The organism is Brevibacterium sp. CSND-B09 (genome assembly GCF_052906525.1).
In genome coordinates this window covers 4,220,281-4,241,777 of the sequence record NZ_JBREGI010000001.1, presented here as the reverse complement: position 1 = coordinate 4,241,777, position 21,497 = coordinate 4,220,281, and the positions used below count along the sequence as shown (strand labels likewise).

The following is a 21,497-nucleotide window of genomic DNA, read 5'->3' as shown; positions in this document are numbered from 1 at the left end:
CAATCGGGCAGGCAGCGTATTCATGCCAAGGCGTTCGAAGGTCAGGGCCTGCAAGAAAATTCATCATCGTAACTGCTCTCCTTTCATGGTCGTGGATCTCGTGGGGACGGCGTCAACGTCCGCTATTGTCAAGGTGCAATCAGGTTGGTGTCTGCGAATCCGTAATTGCACTGTCGAATTTAGCACAGCTTTCATTGCGTGTGGGAGTTTTGTTCATTATTTTCTCAAATATTTTCACTTCGACTGTTCGGGCGAGAAAGACGGTTCGTGAAAACTGTTGGTCGAAGCGCTGTTTGGGCCGACGTAGAATCGGAAGAGACGTGCATCAGTCGGACACGCAGCTTGAGGAGTTGAGGATGTCAGAGACCGCCACCACCAGACGTCTGGTCGTCGGATACATCGCCACGGATCGGGGCCGGGATGCGATCTCGCTGGCCATTTCGATCGCGCGTTCCATCGACGTCGAACTCGTGGTCACCATCGTCCGTCCGGAATCATCGACGATTCTCGCCGGCAGCGCCGTGCCCAAGGACGGGGCCGGGATCGTGGCCCAGCAGATCGACGATTGGCTAGACGAAGCCCTGGCACTCATCCCCGATGACATCCGCGCCAGAGGCTGCATCCACATCGCCTCGAACGAATCCAAGGGCCTCATGGAGGTCGCCGAGCAGGAAGGCGCACTGGGCATCATCATCGGTGCACGGGCCACCACACTGATGCGCCAACTGCGCATCGGCACGGTCGCTTCGTCGCTGCTGCACTCGTCGACGGTGCCCGTCGTGCTCGCCCCGTCGGGCAGGTCCGACATCGGGCCGATCTCGCGGGTGACCGCACTCTACGGGGCTCGCCCAGGTGCTTCGTCACTCATCGGAGCGGCCATCGAATCGGCTGTCGGCCTCGGAGTCGATCTCAGACTGCTGTCCTTGATCGAGAACGACGGACTCTATGACGACGAGGTCGCCGAGATCACCGAATTCGCCGAACAGTACGGGGGAGCGGTGCTGGCGGACGACGCTTCGGAGATGCTAGCCTCTGGCCGTGCGACGGTGAGAACCAAGGCCGGAGCCGATATCGAAGAGGCCGCCGAGACCATCGACTGGCAGCCCGGCGACCTCGCCTTCATCGGATCGAGCCGCTTGGGCCACGGAGGCAAGGTAGCAATCGGTGCGAGGGCTCGCCGTCTGCTGCGTGTCCTGCCCGTTCCGGTGGTGGTCGTGCCCCGACGTGCCGTGAGTCGACTGCACACCGCCGAAACCGACTGAGGTGCGGATACGTCAATCACAGCGGACCGACATCCGGCTGGGCTCCCACAGCACGGCCGCGTGGATCCATCCGGGTGAGCGGCGTCGGCGTCCGCTGCTGATGGTGCATGGCTTCCGTGGGGATCATCATGGAATGGACCTCATCGCCGGCAGCATCACCGACCGCGAGGTGGTCGTGCCCGACCTGCCCGGGTTCGGTCTCACTGCCCCGCTGGATTCGGGTTCGTCGCTCTCTGCCTTCGTCGATCATCTCCTCGCTCTGCGCGCCGAGGTGGGCAGGCAGCGGGGCGTGACACCGATCCTGGTGGGGCACTCCTTCGGTTCGATCCTGGTCAGCCACCTGGCGGCCTCCCACCGGGACGTCGTCGACGAGCTCGTGCTCATCAATCCGATCACCAGCCCCGCCCTCGAAGGGCCCGCACGATTCCTCACCGCGGTCACCCGGGCCTATTACGCCCTCGGTGCGCGGCTGCCCGAGCGAGCCGGTCGCTCCCTGCTGAGCAACCCCGTGATCGTCCGGGCCATGAGCGTGGCCATGGCCACGACTCGCGACCCCGGCCTGCGTTCGTACATCCATGATCAGCATTCGCGGCACTTCTCGTCGTTCGCTGACCGCGCGTCCCTGTCAGAGGCCTTCGCGACGTCCGTCGCGCACACCGTCACCGAGGTGGCCGACCACCTGAGTATGCCCACGCTCGTCATCGCCGGCGATCAGGACGCCATTGCCCCGATCGGCCCGACCCGGGCATTCGTGGAGAAGCTCCCCGACGTCGAATTCGTGGAATTGGATGGGGTGGGCCACCTCGTGCACTATGAACGGTCGGAGGAGGCCGCCTCGGCGATCATGGATTTCTGCCACCGGCGAATCGACCGGTGATTCGGCGCGTGACAGGCCGAAGGCAGATACGGTGAATCGACGAAGGGCCGCTGCGCATCAGCGCAGCGGCCCTTCTCTTCAACCGTGTTGGAGATCAGCGGCGGGAGTCGCGTGCCCAGCGGTAGAGAATCGGCACGAGGAATGCGAAGCACGACGCGAGCAGACCACCCCAGAACACCCAGAACTCGGTTCCCTCAGGTGAGGAGAATGAGGCTCCGAAGAGGTAGAGTCCGAACACGAACAGAGCGAAGGCGAAGACGAAGACGATGACATCGGCGAACGATGCTGAATTGCGGGTTCTCTTCGGGGCGGCGATATCGGACATGGTCTCCTCCGGCGATGTTTCTGGTGGTCAGCTGACTCTCAGCAACAGTCTACATCGCGTAGAGGACTTTGCTCATCTCCGGTCGTGTTCGGTGCTTCGCTCCGGGACCAGCCAACCGAGCAGAGCCGAGACGATCGAGACGATGATCGCGGCGAAGATGGCGGAGAAGAAGAACGAATCGATGGTGAACTCGAACGGGGTGAACCCGCTGAGCCAACTCGTCAGCGCCAACATGATCGCGTTGATGACGATGGAGAACAGTCCCAGGGTCAGACACGTGATCGGAGCCGAGACGAAGCTGAGGATCGGTTTGATGAAGGCATTCGCCAATCCGAAGATGAGGCCGATGACGAGGTAGGAGATGATCATCGCCGGAATGGCGCCGGCCTGCTCCTCGACGACCCGGTTCCCTGTGATCGTCACACCCGGCAGGATCCAGGCCGCCACCCAGATCGCACAGGCGTTGACGATGACGCGAGACAAGAAGTTCATAGCCGTCATCCTCGCAGACCGATCTGCGTTCTTTCTGAGTCGCGGATGGGAATGAGGTCCGTGCCATGGTGATCAAACTCAACGTCGCTTGGTGCATTGGCACTCGAATCGGATCGCCAAACACAGTAGCCTGAAGGTGAACCCTTCGGTTCGACTTTCTCAGACCAACAGCGTGCACCTACCGAGTGATTTGATCCAGGTCACCACGGCGGCACGACCTCCCGGACGAGCGGGAGCAGAAACTGGATTGATATGACAGACAGCGACATGCCCGCCTCGGCTCGGCGCACCACCGCGCAGCAGTCCTCACCGACTCTGTTCTCGGCCGTCGGACGCAGCTATTTCCCGATCGCCTTCGTCGCCCGCATGCCTTTCGCCATGATCGTCGTCGGTGTGCTCACCCTCGTTGTGGCCGGCCGCGGATCGCTGAGCTTGGGCGGGATCAACTCAGCTGTGGTCGGATTGGGCACGGCTCTGTTCGGTTCCTTCATCGGGGCGGCCGCCGACCGGTGGGGTCAGCGCTATGTTCTGCTCATCGCCGGGATCCTCAACTGCCTGGCGCTGACCTTCATGGCGTGGGTCGTCTTCAGCCCGCTGCCGGATTTCGTCGTGTTCATCGCCGCCTTCGCGATCGGTGCCACCTCACCTCAGGTCGCGCCGATGTCGCGGTCTCGCCTCGTCGACATCGTCATGTCCGTGCTGCCCTTGTCGAGGCGGCCGAAGGTGCTCAATGCCACGATGGCCTATGAATCCGCAGCCGATGAGGTCATCTTCGTCTTCGGACCCTTCCTCGTCGGGCTCTTGGCGACCTTCTTCACCCCGGTCGCGCCCATCATCGGGGCGATCGTGATGACGCTCGTCTTCGTCTCCGCCTTCGCACTCCACCCGACCGGGCGGGCGCGTTCGACTGGAACGTCGAGCAGCCTCGGCGAGCGTGCCCCCGCCAAGGACATGTTCACCGCCGGTGTCTTCGTCATCATCCTCGGTGTCTTCGGCGTCGGAATGGTGTTCGGCTCCACCCTCACCGCTCTCACCGCGCTGACCAACGACATCGGCCGGCCGGAGGAGGCCGGTCTCATCTACGGAGTGATGGGCATCGGCTCTGCGGTGCTGGCGATCTCGGTGGCGCTGTTCCCCTCTGCGTTCGCTCTGTGGGCGCGACTGCTGTGCTTCGCGCCCATTCTGGTCACGGGATCGGTCATCCTCGCGTCGACGGAATCGATGCCGATCATCGTCATGGCTCTGCTGCTCATGGGCACGGGAATCGGCCCGAGCCTCGTCACCCTCTTCAGCCTCGCCGCCGAACGTGCGCCGCTCGGACGGTCGGCGACCGTGATGTCGATGGCGGGGTCGGCGATCATCGTCGGCCAATCGGTGTCCTCGGCGATCAACGGAATCCTCGCCGAGGATCGGGGAACGGCCGTGGCGATGGCCGTCCCGGTGGCCGCCTCGGCGATCGTCCTGTGTGCCGGTGTCCTCAATCTGTTCGTCGGGAGGCGCCGCGATCTGAGCTCTGACAAGCCGTCACGGCAGCGCGTCGACGGAGCCGAGGAAGAGATCTGAATCACTTCGACTTTCCGTGTTTTGGGACGGCGTGTCCCAGGCATTGCCAGGTGTGACCGGGACATAACCGAGGAGTAGGATGTCCGCTGGTCCATCGTGAAATGCGCCACGGATCGTGGCCTCTCACACCACTACGGAAAGCACACAATGTCTTCAAGCACCTCGACGACCGAGGCCGTCCGCAGCGATACCCGCTTCTTTGGACACCCTCTGCCGCTCATGCAGCTGTTCAGCCTGGAACTGTGGGAGCGATTCTCCTACTACGGGATGAACGGCATCCTCGCGATTTACCTCTACTTCAGCGTCACCGACGGCGGCATGGGGATGGAGCAGGGTACGGCAGTGGGCATCGTCGGTGCGTACGGCGGTGCCGTCTTCCTCGCCACGATCCTCGGCGCCTGGATCGCCGACCGCCTCGCCGGAGCGGAGAAGGTCCTCTTCTACTCCGCGATCATCATCATGATCGGTCACATCTGCCTGGCGTTCATCCCCGGCTTCGGGGGAGTGGCAGTCGGCCTCATCCTTGTTGCGCTCGGCTCGGGCGGTCTCAAGGCGAACGCCTCGGCACTGGTCGGTGAACTCTACGAAGAGAAGGACCCGCGTCGTGACGCCGGCTTCACCATCTTCTACATGGGCGTGAATATCGGTGCCCTCCTCGGCCCGCTGCTCACCGGACTCCTGCAGAAGAACATCGGATTCCACTATGGATTCGGGGCCGCCGCGGTCGGTATGGCACTCGGCCTGATCATCTACCTCACCGGTCGCAAGAGCCTGCCGCCGGAGTCTCGTGTTGCAGTCAATCCGCTGCCGAAGAACAAGCTCTACCTCTTCATCGTGGCCGTCGTGGTCGTCATTCTCCTCGCCGTCATTCTGTGGATGACGAAGATCGTCAACGCGGAAAACCTCGATTGGTGGATCGCCGGGATCTCTGCCGGAGCGGCCGCCTGCTACTTCATCGTCATGTACACCTCGCCGCAGACGAACTCCGACGAACGCTCTCGTGTTCTCGCCTTCATCCCGTTCTTCCTGACGGTTGTCGTGTTCTGGTCGATGTACCAGCAGATCTTCGGAGTGCTGACCGTCTACTCGGATACTCAGCTCAACCGGTCGATCTTCGGATGGGAGATGCCGATCAACTGGATCCAGCTGATCCCTGCGTTCTTCGTCATCGTCTTCGCCCCGCTGTTCGCGACGATGTGGATGAAGCTCGGACCCAAGCAGATCTCGACACCGGTCAAGGCCGGACTGTCACTCGTGCTCATCGGCATCGGGTTCCTCATGTTCCTGCCCTTCGCTGAGGCCGGCCCCAATGAGACTCCGCTGCTGTGGGTGGCTCTCACATTGGCCGTATTCGTCTTCGGTGAGCTGCTCATCTCGCCGGTGGGCCTGTCGTTCTCGACGAAGGTCGCTCCGAAGGTCTTCCAGTCGCAGATGATCGCCGTGTTCTTCCTTGCCTCGGGTGTCGGTACGGCACTGTCCGGTGTGCTCGGCGGGTACTTCGACGCCGGCAACCAGGCACCCTACTGGCTGTCGGTCGGAGGATCGTCGGTCGTGCTCGGCCTGCTCGCGCTGACGCTGACGAAGCCGATGCTGGGGCTGCTGCGCGGAATCCGCTGATTCAGTAGCTTCGCGCATAGCCAGCGCAGTCCGAAGGCTCCTGTGGGTCACCGCCTCACGGGAGCCTTCGTCGTTTCCGGGCGGGCATCCCTCACCCGCAGTGTCGCTTCAGAGCGTTGCAGCACGAGGGTGTGGCCGGACGGGTGAGGGGTGCGGTGCCACCGGCAGATTATACGAGTTCGGGTGACAGATGCCGGGCATCGAGAGGCTGCCTGCAGCAGTCAGACGCCGATGAAGATGGGCAGCGCGTCAGGATGGTGGGCGTGGACGATCGTGAGGAACACGAGCGCGTCGAAGAGCAGATGCACCGTGACCGTATACGGCAGCGATTTCGTGCGAGTGAAGATGAAGGCCTGCACGAGTGCGAAGGGGATCGTCAGCAGCGGACCGATCGACCGGTAGCCGAGCTCCCAGAGGAACGAGACGAAGATGATCGTGGTGAATATGTTCGCGGTCCAGAACGAGAAGTGTTTGCGCAGGAGCGCGAAGACCGTGCAGATGAAGAACAGCTCGTCCCAGATGCCCACGGCGTTGACCCCGAAGAACAGTCGGATGATCTCCGACCAGTTCGTCAGCGGAGGCCAGTTGAGGTAGACCCCGGTGCGCATGAAGTACTGCGGCAGCACTGCCCAGGCGACCACAACGACGAAGACCAGCCATGCCCATTCCAGCCGCGACCAGGGTTGGCCGCGACGCAGCGGAAACTGGATCGTCTTGTCTTCGAACACATAACGAGTCACGAGCCAAGGGCCGATGACGACGGCCGAGAGCACAACGCCCATGCGTGCGATGTTCGACCACGAGATATCGGCTTCGACCGATATCGCCGAGATGAGAGCGAGACACGCGGCGATGATGCTGAGGTCTCTGGCGAAACTCCGATTGACACTCCACGCGATGATCAGGGCCGCGAGCATCGGTGCGTATCCGAAGGCGCGGACCTGCGGAAACGTCGTTCCCAGGCCGAAGAGCACAACCGCCGAGACCGCCAGCGAGGCAGCCGCAGCGGCCTCCCAGCTGAGCGGTTTCAACTGTGAGGATTCGATGGTTACTGCTCGGTCAGTGTCCACGCTCCACACTGTAGACGAACCCGGTCCGAGTCGCACCGGAACTTCGACCAGTGCCGCACCGAATCATCGCGTCTGGCTCCGCCGATTCACAAGTAGGATCGGAGCGAGGGAAGGACATCATTGGACCCAGAGGACTACTCCGAGCTCATCGCCGAATTGGCACCGAATCTCCACACCGAGACGACGCCGGTACGCAGCGCCGTCGGGCGCACCACGGCCTCGGACATCAGAGCTCCGCGATCGGTGCCCGACTTCGCCGCCTCGGCGATGGATGGTTTCGCCCTCGACGGCGCTGCCCTGAACTCCGCCCGCGACGGGAACGCCATTCGAGTCGTCGGCGACACCCCCGCCGGACATTCCGCCGTCACGCTGCAGACGGGATGCGCTGTGCGCGTGATGACAGGTGCTCCCGTTCCCTCCGGCGCCGAGGCGGTCGTCCCTGTCGAGCTGACCGACGCTCGACAGACCGGGCCGGCTCCCGAAGCCATCCGAATTGATTCCCTCCCCGCCGCTGTCCCGCCCGGGTGGAACATCCGCTCGATCGGTGAGGACATGTGCCGGGGCGACATCGTCCTGACCGTCGGGGAGCGGATCACCTCGGCCGGAGTCGGCGTGCTGGCGATGCTCGGCATCACCGAGATCGAAGTTCTCCGCAGACCCCGCATCGGTCTGATCGTCACCGGGGACGAAATCCAGGGTGCCGACCAGACAGGTGAGAGTCGCACCGAGGCGGCCGCCTCCTCGATCTTCAATTCGAACCTGCCGATGCTCGCCGCCGCAGTCCGCGGCTTCGGTGCCGAATCCATCGAAGCCACGTGCAGCGACGACGCCTACGAGCTGCGCGGTGTGCTCACGACGATGAGCGCCGAGGCCGACCTCGTTGTGACAACCGGAGGTATCAGCGCCGGTGCCTTCGAAGTCGTCCGTCAGGTCCTGGAACCCGACCATTCGACGTTCCGCCGACTGGATATGCGACCCGGATCGCCTCAGGGCTTCGGACGCCGCGGCACTCTGCCGCTCATCCATCTGCCCGGCACTCCACAGGGAGCCTTCGTCGCCTTCCACCTCTTTGTCGGCTCGCTGCTGACCGGGAAGAGCCTGCGACGGAGATGGCGGAAGGGACTTCTCGCGGGGCCCGATCTGCGAACACACGGAAACGTCGTCACTTTCCGTCCCGGCACCTTCACCGAATCAGGGGAGATCCTCCCTGCCGACCGGTCCAGGCTTCCGAACTTCGCCGCGGCCGATGTGATCATCAGAATCCCGCGCGGCACCGATACCCCGCATGGTTCAGCAGAACTGTGCGCAGGCACGGCCATCGACTACCTCGAGTGCTGACGCCTTCCCTCCCTCCCTTCCGGATTAGGATGGGGTCATGTCGACTTCACGCCTGAGTCCTGCCGACCGGACCCGCTACGCCCGGCAGATCCGACTGTCCGGATTCGGTGAAAGCGCGCAGGCCGCACTGCTCGACTCGCATGTTCTCGTCATCGGTGCCGGGGGACTCGGCGCCCCGATACTCAGCTACCTCGCGGCCGTCGGCATCGGCACGATCACCGTGATCGATCCCGATGTCGTCGAGCTGAGCAATCTGCATCGCCAGGTCATCCACACCGAGGCGGCCATCGGCACTCGTAAGATCGATTCCGCCCGGCAGCGGATGAACGGGATCAATTCGTCGATCGAGGTCCGGACGATTCCGCAGCTGCTCACTCCGGACAACGCTCTCGAACTCTTCGAAGGCGTCGACATCGTCGTCGACGGCAGCGACAACTTCGCCACCCGCTACCTTGCCAACGATGCCTGTGAGATTCTCGGAATCCCACTCGTGTGGGGGACGATCCTCGGTTTCGACGGTCAGGTCGCCGTCTTCGATGCCGAACGCGGCGCCACACTGCGCGACCTCTACCCCGAGGTTCCGGCTCCGGGCAGTGTGCCCGACTGTTCGGTCGCCGGAGTCCTCGGGCCCCTGTGCGGAAGCATCGGATCCGCGATGGCGATGGAGGCCATCAAGGTGCTCACCGGAATCGGCACACCGCTCGTCAACAGCGTGGCCATCCACAGCAGCCTCGACACCAGTTGGGAGACGGTCCCGGTGCGACCGATTCCGGGCAGGCCTCCGGTGACAGACCTCGGGCAGCACCGCGGCGACTACGCCCAGCACACGTTCGACTCACTCAAGACCGACGACACCGCAGAGAGAACAGCCGGCCCGACCACAGGGGAAAGCCTCCTGGGGCCGGCCACCGTGACCTGGGCGGACGTCGAGGCCGACTCCATCCTCGTCGACATCCGCGATGACGATGAGGTCGCCTCGGGGATGGTCCCCAGTGCCATTCACATTCCGATGGACGAGCTGCTCGCCGATCCCAGCCGCTTGCCGACTCCCGACACAGCGGACACCCCCGCCTCCTCTGATGCCGCCCCAGCACGGCCGCACGGCATCGCCCTCTACTGCCGGTCGGGAGTGCGCTCGGCGAAGACCGCTGCGCAGCTGCGCTCTCACGGCATCGCGGTGACCTCGGTCAACGGCGGATATCTCGCCTATCTGTCACAGCCGACTCCAGAGCAGAGCTGACGAGGCTTCAACCGATCTCGCTGTTCAAGGTCCTACCCGCCGGCGAACGGCGGGAGGACATCGACGGTGTCACCGTCGGACAGTTTCACGGACCGATCGGTGGCGGCCACGGAATTGACGAGGAAGCTCGAGCGCGACAGCACGGTCGCGGCTTGGGGGTCGGCCGCCTCGGCGAGGGACGTGACGAGCTCATCGACGGACCCGGCACGGATCTGTGATTCGCGGGCGCCGAAGGCCTCCCGGGCTGCGGCGAAGAACCGAACGGTGATGGTGGGCACTTATCCTCCGATGGCGCTCATGGGTCGTTGTGGCTGCTCGAACGAATCCGTGTCCATCCCATGACCGGCGAGCTTCTTCCAGTGCGCACCCTTCCATAGGTTCGCAATCGATTCGTCGGAAGCACCATCGCGCATCGCCGTGAGCAGATCAACCTCGGTGCGGGAGAACAGGCAGGTGCGCACACGTCCCTCCGCGGTCAGGCGGGTGCGAGTGCAGTCTGCGCAGAAGGGACGCGTGACCGAAGCGATGATGCCGACAGTGCCGAGGATCGAATCGGGACGGCGTCGATCGGCGACGAGGAACTTCTCGGCCGGGGCCCCGTTCCGCGGGGCCGAATCCGGGGTGAGCACGAATCGGGGTTCGAGGAGGGCGAAGATGTCGGCTGCGGTGATCATCGACGTCCGCTCCCAGGAATGTCCGGCATCCAGGGGCATCTGTTCGATGAACCGCAGGCTCAGATCCTGCTCGAGACACCACTGCAGAAGATCAGGAGCCTGTGCATCGTTGACCCCCGGCAGCAGCACAGCGTTGATCTTCACAGGGTTGAGACCGGCGGCTTTCGCCCCGTCGATGCCCTCGAGCACACGTTTGAGGAACGGGCGCCGGGTCATGGTCGCGAAGGTCTCCGGATCGATCGTGTCGAGAGAGACGTTGATGCGATCCAGTCCCGCCGCTTTCAGCCCCGCGGCGCGTTTGTCCAGGCCGATCGCGTTCGTCGTCAGTGCGATGTTCGGTCGCGGCTCCAGTGCTGCGACGCCGGCGATGATCTCGTTGATGTCCTTGCGGGTGAGAGGTTCGCCTCCGGTGAAGCGGACCTGGTCGACGCCGAACTTCTCCACGGCGATGCGGACGAAGCGGACGATCTCGTCACCGGACATTGCGGAGTCGCGAGACATGAACTCGACGCCCTCTTCCGGCATGCAGTAGGTGCAGCGCAGATTGCAGAAGTCGGTGAGGGAGATGCGGAGGTCGCGAGCGCGGCGATCGAAGGTGTCGAGCAGCGAGTCCTCATTGTGAGCGGTGAACTCCTCGCCCGGGTCCACCGTCGGAGTTCTCAGCACCGGCATGGGCAGGCCGATCTTCTCCATTGCGTCATCCTCCTTGAACAGCGTGTCGATATCATCGTCCCATGACTACTGCGAAGATGCATCGTGAGCGCATATCCGAGATCATTACGCCGCTGACCGGTCCGGTGAGCCTGCCGCTGAGTTCACTGCTGGAAGCGCCGAGGCGACTGACCGCCGATGTGGAATCGCCGATCGATGTGCCCGGCTTCGACAACTCGAGCATGGACGGCTACGCCCTGGCCGCGGCCACCGTGGAGGAGATGCGGCAACGCCCGATTCTCGTATGCGGTCGCGTCGCAGCGGGGTCCCGTGGTGAGACAGTCCAGCCGGGCACCGCGGTGGAGATCATGACCGGGGCACCGCTGCCGCAGGGAACCGATATGGTCGTCAAGATCGAAGACACCTCGCCGGGACGCTTCGGTGCCGAATCCATCACCCTATCCATCACCCTCGACGCTCATGCGGAACCGTGCCCGGGAGCATTCGTCCGCCCCCGCGGCTCCGACGTGAGCGCCGGTCAGACCGTGTTGAGCGCGGGCACCATGCTGACGCCCGCTCACCTCGGCGTGGCCGCCGCGTGTGGAGTGAACGAACTGCCCGTGCTCGGCCTGCCGCGTGTCCTCGTCGTGAGCACGGGTGATGAGATCGCCGCCGAGGCGGCCGCCGGGATCAACGACGCGAATTCCGTGACGCTCAGCTCCGGGCTGCGCCGCCTCGGTGTCGACACCGAGGTCGCGTTCGTCCCCGACGACCCGCAGCAGCTGCTCGACCGAGTCCGCGACAGCGACGCTCAGCTGGTCATCTCGACCGGCGGCATCTCGAAGGGAGCGCACGAAGTCGTCAAACTCGCTGCCGATCTCGATGCGGGCTCTTCGATGACCTTCGAACCGATCGCCATGCAGCCCGGGGGGCCGCAGGGCTGCGGACGTCTGGCCGACCACGCGTGGGTGGCACTTCCCGGCAACCCGGTGAGCACACTCATCAGCTTCGAGCTCTTCATCCGCCCCGCCCTGCTCGGGCTGGCCGATCATGAAGCACCCCGGGAAGTCGCCCACCACCGACTGGCCCACGGATTCGACGAAGCCCCTCCAGCCGGAAAGCTGCAGGTCCGCCGTGCCAGACTGACTGAGGCAGGCCTCGAGTTCGTCGGCGACTCCCGATCCCACCTGCTGCACAGCTATGCCGAAGCCAGCCATCTCGTCTTCGTCTCACCCGAGGAGGCGGGCACAGGCGATCCGTTCTCAGCTATGGAAGATAGGCTGATGACGTGGAAGATCGCATGAAACTCAGCCACGTCGACGCATCGGGGACAGCCCAGATGGTCGATGTCGGCGACAAGGACGTCACGAAGCGCCGGGCCGTCGCGTCCGGCCTCATCACCACTCGGTCCGAGGTCATCGACCTCATCACCGAGGCGGGACTGCCCAAGGGCGATGCCCTGCCCGTGGCCCGCATCGCGGCCGTGATGGGCGCCAAGCGCACCAGCGACCTCATCCCGCTGTGCCATCCGCTGCCGCTGACGGGAATCGATGTGGAGTTCGAACTCCGCGAGGACGCGGTGGCCATCACTGCCGCGGTCAAGACTGTGTCGAAGACTGGCGTCGAAATGGAAGCGCTGACGGCTGTGACCACGGCGGCGCTGACGATCTTCGACATGATCAAAGCCGTCGACAGTCGAGCCGTGATCGGCGACATCAAGGTCATCGAGAAGACCGGCGGAAAGAGCGGCGATTGGACACGAGAGTCATGAGCACCGGAACCGTCGTGACCACAGGAGTCGTCGAGACCCCGATTTCGACCCAGGAGCTCGAACCCGAGGTCCTCACCGACGCCTGTGGTGCCGCCGTCAGCTTCTCCGGTGTCATCCGCGACCACGATGAAGGCCGTGGAGTGAGCCGACTGCACTATGAATACCACCCCCTGGCCTCAACACAGATCGCCGAGGTGGCGGCAGACGTCGCTGCCCGTCATCCCGCGGTTAGGCTCTCCGTCGTCCACCGCGTCGGTGACCTCGAGATCGGCGACGTGGCCCTGGCCGCGGTCGTCGCCTCCGCTCACCGGCAGGATTCCTTCCGTGCCTGCTCCGAGCTCATCGACGAGGTCAAGGCCCGGGTCGCGATCTGGAAACACCAGCACTTCAGCGATGGCACGGACGAATGGGTAGGAGCCCTCGAATGACACGACTGCGTATCAGCGATGCGGCACGCTTCCTCGGAGTCAGCGATGACACGGTTCGCCGGTGGGTCGCCGATGGTCGCCTCTCCCAACACAAAGACGCGTCGAACCGGGCGGTCGTCGAAGGCAGTGAGCTCGCCGCCCTCGCCCAAACATCGTCCGGGGCTCTGCCCGATCCCAGCGGCGTCGTGAGCTCCTCGCGCAACCGCTTCGCCGGACTCGTCACAGACGTCAGCATCGACGGAGTGATGGCCCAGGTCAGCATGCAGTGCGGTCCCTTCCGCGTGGTATCGCTGATGTCGGCCGAAGCCTGTCGCGAACTCGAGCTCGAACCGGGAAGCCTCGCGACCGCCTCGGTGAAGGCGACGATGGTGTCGATCGACACCGTCCCGGGTTCATGAAGGGCAGCCGACTCTTCCGCGTTGCACGAACTCTGCGAGTCTCATAATCGGAACTGAAGTCGACACGGAACCGCATCTGCGGGTTCAATGGGGGTATGAAGAAAACCCTGCTGGGGCTCTGCACCGTCGCAGCCCTGACCCTGACCGCCTGCTCCTCCGGACCCGACACGGGGGCCGAAGCGGACCAATCGGAAGAGATCACCGTCTTCGCCGCCGCTTCGCTCACCGAAGTCTTCGAAGACATCGCCGATGAGTTCACGGCCGCCGATCCGAACGCACCCGAGGTGAAGTTCTCCTTCGCCGGATCGTCCGACCTGGTCTCCCAGATCTCCGAAGGCGCCCCCGCCGACGTCATCGCCACCGCTGATGAGAAGACGATGGACACGCTGGAGAACGACGACCTGCTCGCCGGCGAGCCTGAGATGTTCGCTTCGAACACGCTCACGCTGGCCGTGGCCGACGGCAATCCGAAGGCGATCAAGAGCTCCAAGGACTTCTCCGGCAACGACCTCGTAGTCTGCGCACCTCAGGTGCCCTGCGGAGCCGCGACGGAGAAGTGGGCCGAGACCAATGACGTCGATCTCGATCCGGTCAGCGAAGAGAACTCGGTCACCGATGTCCTCGGCAAGGTCGGCGCCGGACAGGCCGATGCGGGAATCGTCTACGTCACTGATATCGCCCGTGGCGACGGCAAGGTCGAACAGGTCGATCTCGACGGCGCAGACAAGGTCATCAACAAGTACCCGGCCGCCACCGTCAAGGCCAGCGAGAACCAGGACCAAGCCGATGCCTTCGTGAAGTTCCTCGGCTCCGACACAGCCCAGAAGCTGCTGCGCGACGCCGGTTTCGCCGCAGGCTGACAATGCCCGCGCCCTTCCCAAACCGACCGGCGGCGTCCCCGCCCAGCCGAGAGAGGCGGCTCAGATCGGATCCGCTCATCCCGGGCTGGCTGTGGCTGCCCGCCGTCATCGGCATCGTCTTCCTGCTCCTGCCGATCATCGGCATGCTCACCCGAGTCGACCCGCAGGGTCTGCTTGCCGTGATCACGGCCGAGGAATCGCGGCTGGCGATGAAGCTGTCCCTGCTGACCTCGGTGACCTCGGCTCTCATCAGCGTCCTCATCGGCTTTCCCCTCGGGTACCTGCTCGCCACCCGAACGTTCCCCGGCCAACGCATCGTCCGCACCCTCATCCTGCTGCCCCTCGTGCTGCCACCGGTGGTCAGCGGACTCGCACTGCTCTACACCTGGGGCCGGTCGGCCATCCTCGGCGGCGGACTCGAGGCGGCGGGCCTCAGCCTCGCCTACACCACCTCGGCGGTGATCATGGCGCAGGTCTTCGTGTCCCTGCCGTTCATGGTCATGTCCGTCGAGACCGCCACCGCGGGACTCGGCCGCCGCTATGAGCTCACCGCCGCCGAGCTCGGCGCGAAACCCAATCGCGTCTTCTTCACCGTCACCCTGCCGCTGCTCCGACACGGGATCATCACGGGTGCCGTGCTGTGCTTCGCTCGCTCGCTCGGCGAGTTCGGGGCGACGCTGACCTTCGCCGGGTCGCTGTCCGGCGTCACCAGGACGATGCCGCTGCAGATCTATCTCGTGCGCGAATCCGACCCGCAGGCAGCCATCGGCCTCTCGCTCCTGCTCATCGCCATCGCCGTGCTCATCATCATCCTCGCCTACCGGTCCCCGCACGCTCCCCGCCTGAAGTCCCCGCGCAGTTCTCCGACCCCCACTCCCGCCGACACGGTCCCGGCTGCCGCCCCCGTCGAGGCGGACCCGCGCTCCCCGACGGATGTATCCGAACGTGGGGGAGCGGACAGCACAGACGCGCAATCCGCGGACCCCGGGCAGGGCATCAGTGCCGAAATCCGACTCAGCACCCGTGGAATCGCACTGGATCTCAGTGCCTCGCGGCCGGGAACCACCGCGATCATCGGTCGCAACGGGGCCGGAAAATCCACCCTGTTCCAGGTCCTCACCGGAGCCCTCGTGCCCGACTCCGGACGACTCCGCATCGGGGAGGACACGGTGTTCGATATCGCCGCGGGCCTGTGGCCACCCGTCCACGATCGCGGCATCGTCCATCTCGCGCAGAACCCGCTCCTGTTCCCGCACCTCAACGTCATCGAGAACGTCAGCTTCGGTCTGCGGGCTTTGGGCGCGTCTCGCGGCGCCGCAAATGAACGCGCGCAGGCGATGCTCGACCGCCTCGGCGTGGGGCAGTGCGCGAACCGCAGACCGGACGCCGTCTCCGGCGGGCAGGCCGCCCGCATCGCCCTGGCTCGTGCTCTCGTCGTCGAGCCGAAGCTGCTGCTGCTCGACGAGCCTCTCGCTGCCCTCGACGTGGATGTGGCAGTCGAGACCCGGCAAGTGCTGGTCCGTCTGCTGAAGGGTCGCAGCGCACTGCTCGTCACTCATGACGTCGACGATGTCACCGCCTTGGCCGACTCACTGGTTCTGGTCGAGAACGGAAGCGTCGCCCACTCGGCTCCCATCGGGCAGGTCGACCCCGAATCCGCAGGTGAGGCCGCTGAATTCCTCCTCAGCTTTTGCATGCGGGACCGTGACGGAATAGTGTGCAATCAGTCACAGTGAAAATTGGCATGCAAGGGAGCACACCGCAGTGTCCGAATTGTCTTACTCGTCGGGAACATCGACGGAACCGCTGCTCGGGATCACCATCGCCGAGCACATCAAACGCACCGCAGCCGAGAATCCCGAAGCGCTGGCCTTGGTCGATCGGCATTCGAACCGGAGGTGGACGTACTCCGACTTCGATCGTGATACCGACGCACTGGCCATCGGTCTTCTCGAACGTGGGGTGAAGAAGGGCGACCGCGTCGGCATCTGGGCGCAGAACGTCGGCGAATGGGCGCTCGTCCAGTACGCCACGGCGAAGATCGGGGCGATCCTCGTCAACGTCAACCCCGCCTACCGCAGCCACGAACTCGAGTTCGTCGTCGAGCAGTCCGGAATGAGCCTGATGATCTCGCAGATCGTCGCACCTCCGCACTCGGACTTCCATGCCATCGCCACCGAGGTGGCGGCCAAGATCCCCGGCCTCGACCTCGTCTTCCTCGACACTGTCACCGAGGACCTCATCGGCGGTGTCACGGTGGGCGAGCGCGAATCCTTCGCCCACCTCATCGAGCAGGGTCGCGAGATGCTCGACGACGAAGGGGCGAAATACGCGGTGCGGCTGCAGCAGCTCATCGACGACCTCTCGGCCGATGATCCGATCAACATCCAATACACGTCCGGAACGACAGGCTTCCCCAAGGGCGTGACGCTCAGCCACCACAACATCCTCAACAACGGCTTCTTCATCGGCGAGATGCTCTCGTACACCCCCGCCGACACCGTGGTCGTTCCCGTGCCGTACTACCACTGCTTCGGCATGGTCATCGGCAACCTGGCCGCACTCAGCCATGGCGCAGCGATCGTGCTTCCGGCTCCCGCCTTCGACCCGGTGGCGACGATGCGGGCGGTCACCGAAGAGCAGGCCACCTCGCTCTACGGTGTACCGACGATGTTCATCGCGGAACTCGAGCATCCGCAGTTCGCGGAATTCGACTTCTCCTCGCTGCGCACCGGCGTCATGGCCGGTTCGCCCTGCCCGGTCAATACGATGCGTCGAGTCATCGACGATATGAACATGTCCGAAGTCGCCATCTGCTACGGCATGACGGAGACCGCGCCGGTGTCGATGATGACGCGAGTGGATGACTCACTGGAGAAGCGCACCGAGACGGTCGGCCGAGTCATGCCCCACCTGGAGATCAAGATCGTCGACCCCGTCACCGGACAGACCGTTCCGCGCGGCCAGAAGGGCGAGTTCTGCACTCGCGGATACGCTGTCATGCTCGGCTACTGGAATCAGCCGGACAAGACGGCCGAAACCATCGATGCGGCTCGCTGGATCCACACCGGCGACCTGGCCATCATGGACGACGATGGGTACGTCGACATCTCCGGACGGATCAAGGACATGGTCATCCGCGGAGGCGAGAACATCTATCCGCGCGAGGTCGAGGAATTCCTCTACCATCATCCCGCGATCCGCGACGTCCAGGTCGTCGGCGTCTCCGATGAGAAGTACGGCGAAGAGCTTATGGCGTGGGTGATCCTCAAGGACGGATTCGACTCGCTCACCGCCGACGAGGTCCGTGAGTTCTGCTCCGGCAAACTCGCTCATTTCAAGATCCCTCGCTATGTCGAAGTCCGTGAGTCGTTTCCGATGACCGTGTCGGGCAAGATCCGCAAGATCGAGCTGCGCAGAGAAGGCGAGAAGCTCGCTCACACGGCCGACGCCTGAGGGCTGCGATCGCGTCCCGGCAGGAACTGCAGTCGGGGGAGTGCTCGAGGTCACAAGTCGGTTGCAGTTCTGTCTGCCCCGGGCGTGCCGTTCTTCTGCGCGCCCATATTCACTAGGATCACAACATATGAGAGCTGAATCACCACCACTGGTGTCCTTGAGCAAAGTCGAGAAGCACTACGGCGACTTCCACGCATTGAAGAACGTCAATCTCGATATCGCCGAACGCGAAGTCGTCGTCGTCATCGGACCCTCCGGCTCGGGCAAGTCGACCCTGTGCCGGACGATCAATCGGCTGGAGACCATCACCTCCGGCAGCATCACGATCGATGGCCGGGAACTGCCCGCCGAAGGCGCGGCCCTGGCTCAGCTGCGCTCCGACGTCGGCATGGTGTTCCAGGCCTTCAACCTCTTCGCCCACAAGACGATCCTCGAGAACGTCACTCTGGGACCGATCAAGGTGCGCAAGATCCCGAAGGCCGAGGCGGACAAGCAGGCGATGGCGCTGCTCGAACGCGTCGGCGTCGCCCACCAGGCCGACAAGTATCCGGCTCAGCTCTCCGGTGGTCAGCAGCAGCGTGTTGCGATCGCCCGGTCTCTGGCGATGAAGCCGAAGGTGATGCTCTTCGATGAGCCCACCTCGGCGTTGGACCCGGAGATGATCAACGAAGTCCTCGACGTCATGGTCGGACTCGCCGAGGAGGGAATGACCATGGTCGTGGTCACACACGAGATGGGCTTCGCCCGCAAAGCCGCCCATCGCGTGGTGTTCATGGCCGACGGGGAGATCGTCGAAGTCGCCGAACCCGAGGAGTTCTTCACGAACCCCCAGAGCGCCCGAGCCAAAGACTTCCTGTCGAAGATCCTCACCAACTGACACCACCGCTTTCAATCAGCACCACCTCACTCACAAGGAGAGACCATGAAGAAGCTCAGACTGGCGGTCGCCTCGGTGGCCATCGGAATGCTGGCACTCAGCGGCTGCGGCCAGGGCGGAACCCCGGACGCACCTGCCGACGGCGACGGAGCCAAGGCAGAGGCTCCCGAATACACTGTCAACGAGAGCGCGGACATCGCCGACTCGAAGACGTGGAAGGCGGCGAAGGACGCCGGCGAGATCACCATCGGCGTGAAGTACGATCAGCCGGGTCTCGGAAACGTCTCGGCCGGATCGAAGACGCCCGAGGGCTTCGATATCGAGATCGCGAAGATGGTCGCCGCACAGCTCGGTTTCAAGCCCGACCAGATCAAGTACACGGAGACCGTTTCGGCCAACCGTGAGCCGTTCCTGCAGCAGGGCAACGTCGACATGGTCGTCGCCACCTACACGATCAACGACGAGCGCAAGAAGGTCGTCGACTTCGCCGGGCCGTACTACGTCGCCGGTCAGGATCTGCTCGTCGCCGAGGACTCCGATATCGCCGGTCCTGAGGACCTCGACGGCAAGAAGGTCTGCTCCGTCGACGGTTCGACTCCGGCGCAGAACATCAAGGACAAGTACAAGAAGGCCGAACTCGTCACCTATGATGCCTACTCGAAGTGCGTCACCGACCTGCAGTCGGGATCCGTCGACGCGGTGACCACCGATGACGCGATCCTGCGCGGCTATGCCAAGCAGTACGAAGGCGAATTCAAAGTCGTCGGCAAGCCCTTCACCGAAGAGCCCTACGGCGTCGGACTGCCCAAGGACGACAAAGCCCTGCGGGACGCGGTCAACGATGCTCTGGAGAAGGGCATGGACGACGGCGATTGGAAGAAGGCATTCGAATACACACTCGGATCCACCGATGGTGTCGACATGCCCAAGGTCGACCGCTACTGACCCAGTCCACAGATTGACATGATGCGAGGGCACCGTGCGGTGCCCTCGCATCGATTAAGGAATCTGCCATGGATTTCCTGGAGCTTCTCCAGATGTTCCTCTCCGGCGCGTGGGGAACGATCAGACTCTTCACCGTCGCCCTGATCGGATCGATGATCCTCGGTACGGTACTCGCCGCCATGCGTGTCTCACCGACCCCGGTGCTGCGCATCGCCGCATCGACGTACATCAACGTCGTCCGGAACACTCCGCTGACGCTCGTGATGTTCTTCTGTGCATTCGGACTGCCGTTCCTCGACATCCGATTCGGGTCGACGAGTTCTTTCAACTCCTTCGTCTACGCCACGATCGCTCTCATCGCCTACACCGCGTGCTTCGTTGCGGAGACGCTGAAGTCGGGAATCTCGACGATTCCCGTCGGACAGGCCGAAGCCGCCCGCGCAGTAGGCCTGAGTTTCGGACAGACCTTGAGCGAAGTGGTTCTGCCTCAGGCCTTCCGAACGGTCATCCCGCCCCTGGGCAGTGTGATCATCGCGATGCTCAAGAACACCTCGATCGCTTCGGCGTTCAACAACCGAGAGCTGATCTCCGCGATGCGCAATGCCATCGAAATCCGCGGTGACCTCGTCATCCCGATTCTGTTCGGCACCGCATTGGCCTATCTGATCCTGGCTCTGCTGCTCGGCCGTGTCTTCGACTACCTGGAGAAGAAGCTGGTGATTCTGCGATGAGCGCACCCACTCAAGTGCTGTTCGACGAACCGGGGCCGAAGTCCCGCCGGAACAACATCATCCTCTCGATCGTGTCGCTGATCGTGCTGTTGGCTCTCGTGGCGTTTGTGATCTGGAAATTCGCCGACGCCGGTCAGCTCGAACCCGAGAAGTGGTACCCCTTCACCTTCGCGCAGATTCAGACCGTCCTTCTCCAAGGCATGCTCGCGACCCTCAAAGTCGCGGTCGTGGCATCGGTCCTTGCCTTGGTGGTCGGAGTGGTCTTCGCCCTCCTGCGGCTCTCACACAAGAAAGTCATCTCGGTTCCCGGAACGATCGTCCTCGAATTCTTCCGCGGCGTGCCCGTGCTGCTGCTCATCTTCGCGATGTTCCTCCTCTTCGGCAACGAGATCGGTGCCTTCTGGTCGGTCGTCTTCGGCCTGACTCTCTACAACGGAATGGTGCTGGCCGAGATCATCCGCGCAGGCATTCTCGCCGTCCCCACCGGGCAGCGTGAAGCGGCCATGGCGATCGGGCTGCGCTCGGGGCAGGTGATGAGCCTGGTGCTCATGCCGCAGGCGCTGCGAGCGATGATGCCGACGATCATCGCCCAGATCGTCGTGCTCCTGAAGGATTCGGCCCTGGGCTTCATCGTCACGTATCAAGACCTGCTCTACCAGGTGAACCTCATCGGTCGTGAGTACAACAACCTGCTGCCGACGTTCATCGTCGGTGCGGCACTGTTCATCATCATCAACATGATCGTCGCCGGGTTCGCTCGCTGGCTCGAGTCCCGACTCCAGCGCAAGACCACCGCCGACACCGAGGCCGACGGCCTGACCTCGAAGATCGTCGACTGACTCTGCAGTCGCGAACAGGGCCCGGTCGGCAGCGACCGGGCCCTCGTTCGACCATGTATCGTTCACATAGGAGTCGGCCATGA

General features: G+C 63.8%; 22 protein-coding genes. 17 read left to right on the top strand and 5 right to left on the bottom strand.

What is annotated here, in order from left to right; all coding sequences use genetic code 11:
- Positions 1–356: 356 nt before the first annotated feature.
- Both ACU4IU_RS19000 and ACU4IU_RS18995 read left to right on the top strand, forming a co-directional pair.
- A complete protein-coding gene (locus tag ACU4IU_RS19000) occupies positions 357–1,262 on the top strand; it encodes a universal stress protein (RefSeq protein WP_139467079.1) in 906 nt (301 codons plus the stop codon).
- A 133-nt stretch (positions 1,263–1,395) separates the two neighbouring features.
- Positions 1,396–2,139, top strand: a complete 744-nt coding sequence (locus ACU4IU_RS18995) for an alpha/beta fold hydrolase (protein WP_229663913.1) — start codon at positions 1,396–1,398, stop codon at positions 2,137–2,139.
- A gap of 94 nt (positions 2,140–2,233) precedes the next feature.
- Here the strand turns inward: ACU4IU_RS18995 and ACU4IU_RS18990 are convergent, their stop codons facing one another.
- Entirely contained in the window at positions 2,234–2,464 is a 231-nt protein-coding gene (locus tag ACU4IU_RS18990) for a hypothetical protein (protein WP_139467084.1), read from the bottom strand.
- Positions 2,465–2,536: 72 nt separating this feature from the next.
- Positions 2,537–2,956 carry a phage holin family protein gene (locus ACU4IU_RS18985; protein ID WP_446657554.1) on the bottom strand — a complete coding sequence of 140 codons (420 nt, stop codon included), beginning with the start codon at positions 2,954–2,956 and terminating at the stop codon, positions 2,537–2,539.
- A 252-nt stretch (positions 2,957–3,208) separates the two neighbouring features.
- On the opposite strand from ACU4IU_RS18985, the gene ACU4IU_RS18980 reads away from it, so the two are divergent.
- Both ACU4IU_RS18980 and ACU4IU_RS18975 read left to right on the top strand, forming a co-directional pair.
- Positions 3,209–4,519, top strand: a complete 1,311-nt coding sequence (locus tag ACU4IU_RS18980) for an MFS transporter (protein ID WP_229663914.1) — start codon at positions 3,209–3,211, stop codon at positions 4,517–4,519.
- A 147-nt stretch (positions 4,520–4,666) separates the two neighbouring features.
- Positions 4,667–6,136 carry a peptide MFS transporter gene (locus ACU4IU_RS18975; RefSeq protein WP_139467086.1) on the top strand — a complete coding sequence of 490 codons (1,470 nt, stop codon included), beginning with the start codon at positions 4,667–4,669 and terminating at the stop codon, positions 6,134–6,136.
- Between the two features lie 221 nt (positions 6,137–6,357).
- Here the strand turns inward: ACU4IU_RS18975 and ACU4IU_RS18970 are convergent, their stop codons facing one another.
- The gene (locus ACU4IU_RS18970; protein ID WP_373284067.1) at positions 6,358–7,215 is read right to left on the bottom strand and encodes a CPBP family intramembrane glutamic endopeptidase; all 858 of its coding nucleotides are present in this window, start codon (positions 7,213–7,215) and stop codon (positions 6,358–6,360) included.
- A gap of 111 nt (positions 7,216–7,326) precedes the next feature.
- On the opposite strand from ACU4IU_RS18970, the gene ACU4IU_RS18965 reads away from it, so the two are divergent.
- Both ACU4IU_RS18965 and ACU4IU_RS18960 read left to right on the top strand, forming a co-directional pair.
- Complete coding sequence (locus tag ACU4IU_RS18965) at positions 7,327–8,544, top strand: molybdopterin molybdotransferase MoeA (RefSeq protein WP_446657553.1); 1,218 nt, start codon at positions 7,327–7,329, stop codon at positions 8,542–8,544.
- Between the two features lie 37 nt (positions 8,545–8,581).
- Positions 8,582–9,784, top strand: coding sequence for a ThiF family adenylyltransferase (locus ACU4IU_RS18960; RefSeq protein ID WP_139907980.1), 1,203 nt, complete (start codon positions 8,582–8,584; stop codon positions 9,782–9,784).
- Between the two features lie 32 nt (positions 9,785–9,816).
- Here ACU4IU_RS18960 and ACU4IU_RS18955 read toward each other — a convergent pair whose 3' ends face one another.
- Both ACU4IU_RS18955 and moaA read right to left on the bottom strand, forming a co-directional pair.
- Positions 9,817–10,062, bottom strand: coding sequence for a MoaD/ThiS family protein (locus tag ACU4IU_RS18955; RefSeq protein ID WP_139467091.1), 246 nt, complete (start codon positions 10,060–10,062; stop codon positions 9,817–9,819).
- Positions 10,063–11,151, bottom strand: a complete 1,089-nt coding sequence (gene moaA, locus ACU4IU_RS18950; protein WP_139907981.1) for a GTP 3',8-cyclase MoaA — start codon at positions 11,149–11,151, stop codon at positions 10,063–10,065.
- Positions 11,152–11,192: 41 nt separating this feature from the next.
- On the opposite strand from moaA, the gene ACU4IU_RS18945 reads away from it, so the two are divergent.
- The 11 genes from ACU4IU_RS18945 (at position 11,193) to ACU4IU_RS18895 (ending at position 21,414) form a co-directional block, all read left to right on the top strand.
- Entirely contained in the window at positions 11,193–12,413 is a 1,221-nt protein-coding gene (locus ACU4IU_RS18945; protein WP_229663916.1) for a molybdopterin molybdotransferase MoeA, read from the top strand.
- The gene (moaC, locus tag ACU4IU_RS18940) at positions 12,410–12,880 is read left to right on the top strand and encodes a cyclic pyranopterin monophosphate synthase MoaC (RefSeq protein WP_139467425.1); all 471 of its coding nucleotides are present in this window, start codon (positions 12,410–12,412) and stop codon (positions 12,878–12,880) included. The genes ACU4IU_RS18945 and moaC overlap by 4 nt, the downstream gene beginning before the upstream one ends.
- Positions 12,877–13,308, top strand: coding sequence for a molybdenum cofactor biosynthesis protein MoaE (locus ACU4IU_RS18935; protein ID WP_139467095.1), 432 nt, complete (start codon positions 12,877–12,879; stop codon positions 13,306–13,308). The genes moaC and ACU4IU_RS18935 overlap by 4 nt, the downstream gene beginning before the upstream one ends.
- Positions 13,305–13,706 (top strand): TOBE domain-containing protein, encoded by a 402-nt coding sequence (locus ACU4IU_RS18930; RefSeq protein ID WP_139467097.1) that lies wholly within the window; start codon positions 13,305–13,307, stop codon positions 13,704–13,706. The genes ACU4IU_RS18935 and ACU4IU_RS18930 overlap by 4 nt, the downstream gene beginning before the upstream one ends.
- A 95-nt stretch (positions 13,707–13,801) precedes the next feature.
- On the top strand, positions 13,802–14,566 hold the full coding sequence (modA, locus tag ACU4IU_RS18925; protein ID WP_139467099.1) for a molybdate ABC transporter substrate-binding protein: 765 nt from the start codon (positions 13,802–13,804) through the stop codon (positions 14,564–14,566).
- Between the two features lie 2 nt (positions 14,567–14,568).
- Positions 14,569–16,302 (top strand): ABC transporter permease, encoded by a 1,734-nt coding sequence (locus tag ACU4IU_RS18920; RefSeq protein ID WP_139467102.1) that lies wholly within the window; start codon positions 14,569–14,571, stop codon positions 16,300–16,302.
- Positions 16,303–16,330: 28 nt separating this feature from the next.
- Positions 16,331–18,022 carry an AMP-binding protein gene (locus ACU4IU_RS18915; RefSeq protein ID WP_139467104.1) on the top strand — a complete coding sequence of 564 codons (1,692 nt, stop codon included), beginning with the start codon at positions 16,331–16,333 and terminating at the stop codon, positions 18,020–18,022.
- Between the two features lie 127 nt (positions 18,023–18,149).
- A complete protein-coding gene (locus ACU4IU_RS18910; protein WP_139467105.1) occupies positions 18,150–18,899 on the top strand; it encodes an amino acid ABC transporter ATP-binding protein in 750 nt (249 codons plus the stop codon).
- 45 nt (positions 18,900–18,944) lie between these two features.
- Entirely contained in the window at positions 18,945–19,844 is a 900-nt protein-coding gene (locus ACU4IU_RS18905) for a glutamate ABC transporter substrate-binding protein (protein WP_139467106.1), read from the top strand.
- A gap of 68 nt (positions 19,845–19,912) precedes the next feature.
- Complete coding sequence (locus ACU4IU_RS18900) at positions 19,913–20,575, top strand: amino acid ABC transporter permease (protein WP_092014068.1); 663 nt, start codon at positions 19,913–19,915, stop codon at positions 20,573–20,575.
- The gene (locus ACU4IU_RS18895) at positions 20,572–21,414 is read left to right on the top strand and encodes an amino acid ABC transporter permease (protein ID WP_139907983.1); all 843 of its coding nucleotides are present in this window, start codon (positions 20,572–20,574) and stop codon (positions 21,412–21,414) included. Before ACU4IU_RS18900 ends, ACU4IU_RS18895 begins: the two co-directional genes overlap by 4 nt.
- Positions 21,415–21,497: the final 83 nt, after the last annotated feature.

Bases quoted from the DNA above. Each gene is read 5' to 3' on its own strand.
- moaC (WP_139467425.1), top strand. From the start codon at position 12,410: ATGAAACTCAGCCACGTCGACGCATCGGGGACAGCCCAGATGGTCGAT.
- ACU4IU_RS18945 (WP_229663916.1), top strand. From the start codon at position 11,193: ATGACTACTGCGAAGATGCATCGTGAGCGCATATCCGAGATCATTACG.
- ACU4IU_RS18895 (WP_139907983.1), top strand. From the start codon at position 20,572: ATGAGCGCACCCACTCAAGTGCTGTTCGACGAACCGGGGCCGAAGTCC.
- ACU4IU_RS18910 (WP_139467105.1), top strand. From the start codon at position 18,150: ATGAGAGCTGAATCACCACCACTGGTGTCCTTGAGCAAAGTCGAGAAG.
- ACU4IU_RS18935 (WP_139467095.1), top strand. From the start codon at position 12,877: ATGAGCACCGGAACCGTCGTGACCACAGGAGTCGTCGAGACCCCGATT.
- ACU4IU_RS18920 (WP_139467102.1), top strand. From the start codon at position 14,569: ATGCCCGCGCCCTTCCCAAACCGACCGGCGGCGTCCCCGCCCAGCCGA.
- ACU4IU_RS18900 (WP_092014068.1), top strand. From the start codon at position 19,913: ATGGATTTCCTGGAGCTTCTCCAGATGTTCCTCTCCGGCGCGTGGGGA.
- ACU4IU_RS18960 (WP_139907980.1), top strand. From the start codon at position 8,582: ATGTCGACTTCACGCCTGAGTCCTGCCGACCGGACCCGCTACGCCCGG.
- ACU4IU_RS18995 (WP_229663913.1), top strand. From the start codon at position 1,396: ATGGACCTCATCGCCGGCAGCATCACCGACCGCGAGGTGGTCGTGCCC.
- ACU4IU_RS19000 (WP_139467079.1), top strand. From the start codon at position 357: ATGTCAGAGACCGCCACCACCAGACGTCTGGTCGTCGGATACATCGCC.
- ACU4IU_RS18985 (WP_446657554.1), bottom strand. From the start codon at position 2,956: ATGAACTTCTTGTCTCGCGTCATCGTCAACGCCTGTGCGATCTGGGTG.
- ACU4IU_RS18930 (WP_139467097.1), top strand. From the start codon at position 13,305: ATGACACGACTGCGTATCAGCGATGCGGCACGCTTCCTCGGAGTCAGC.
- modA (WP_139467099.1), top strand. From the start codon at position 13,802: ATGAAGAAAACCCTGCTGGGGCTCTGCACCGTCGCAGCCCTGACCCTG.
- ACU4IU_RS18990 (WP_139467084.1), bottom strand. From the start codon at position 2,464: ATGTCCGATATCGCCGCCCCGAAGAGAACCCGCAATTCAGCATCGTTC.
- ACU4IU_RS18980 (WP_229663914.1), top strand. From the start codon at position 3,209: ATGACAGACAGCGACATGCCCGCCTCGGCTCGGCGCACCACCGCGCAG.
- moaA (WP_139907981.1), bottom strand. From the start codon at position 11,151: ATGGAGAAGATCGGCCTGCCCATGCCGGTGCTGAGAACTCCGACGGTG.
- ACU4IU_RS18975 (WP_139467086.1), top strand. From the start codon at position 4,667: ATGTCTTCAAGCACCTCGACGACCGAGGCCGTCCGCAGCGATACCCGC.
- ACU4IU_RS18905 (WP_139467106.1), top strand. From the start codon at position 18,945: ATGAAGAAGCTCAGACTGGCGGTCGCCTCGGTGGCCATCGGAATGCTG.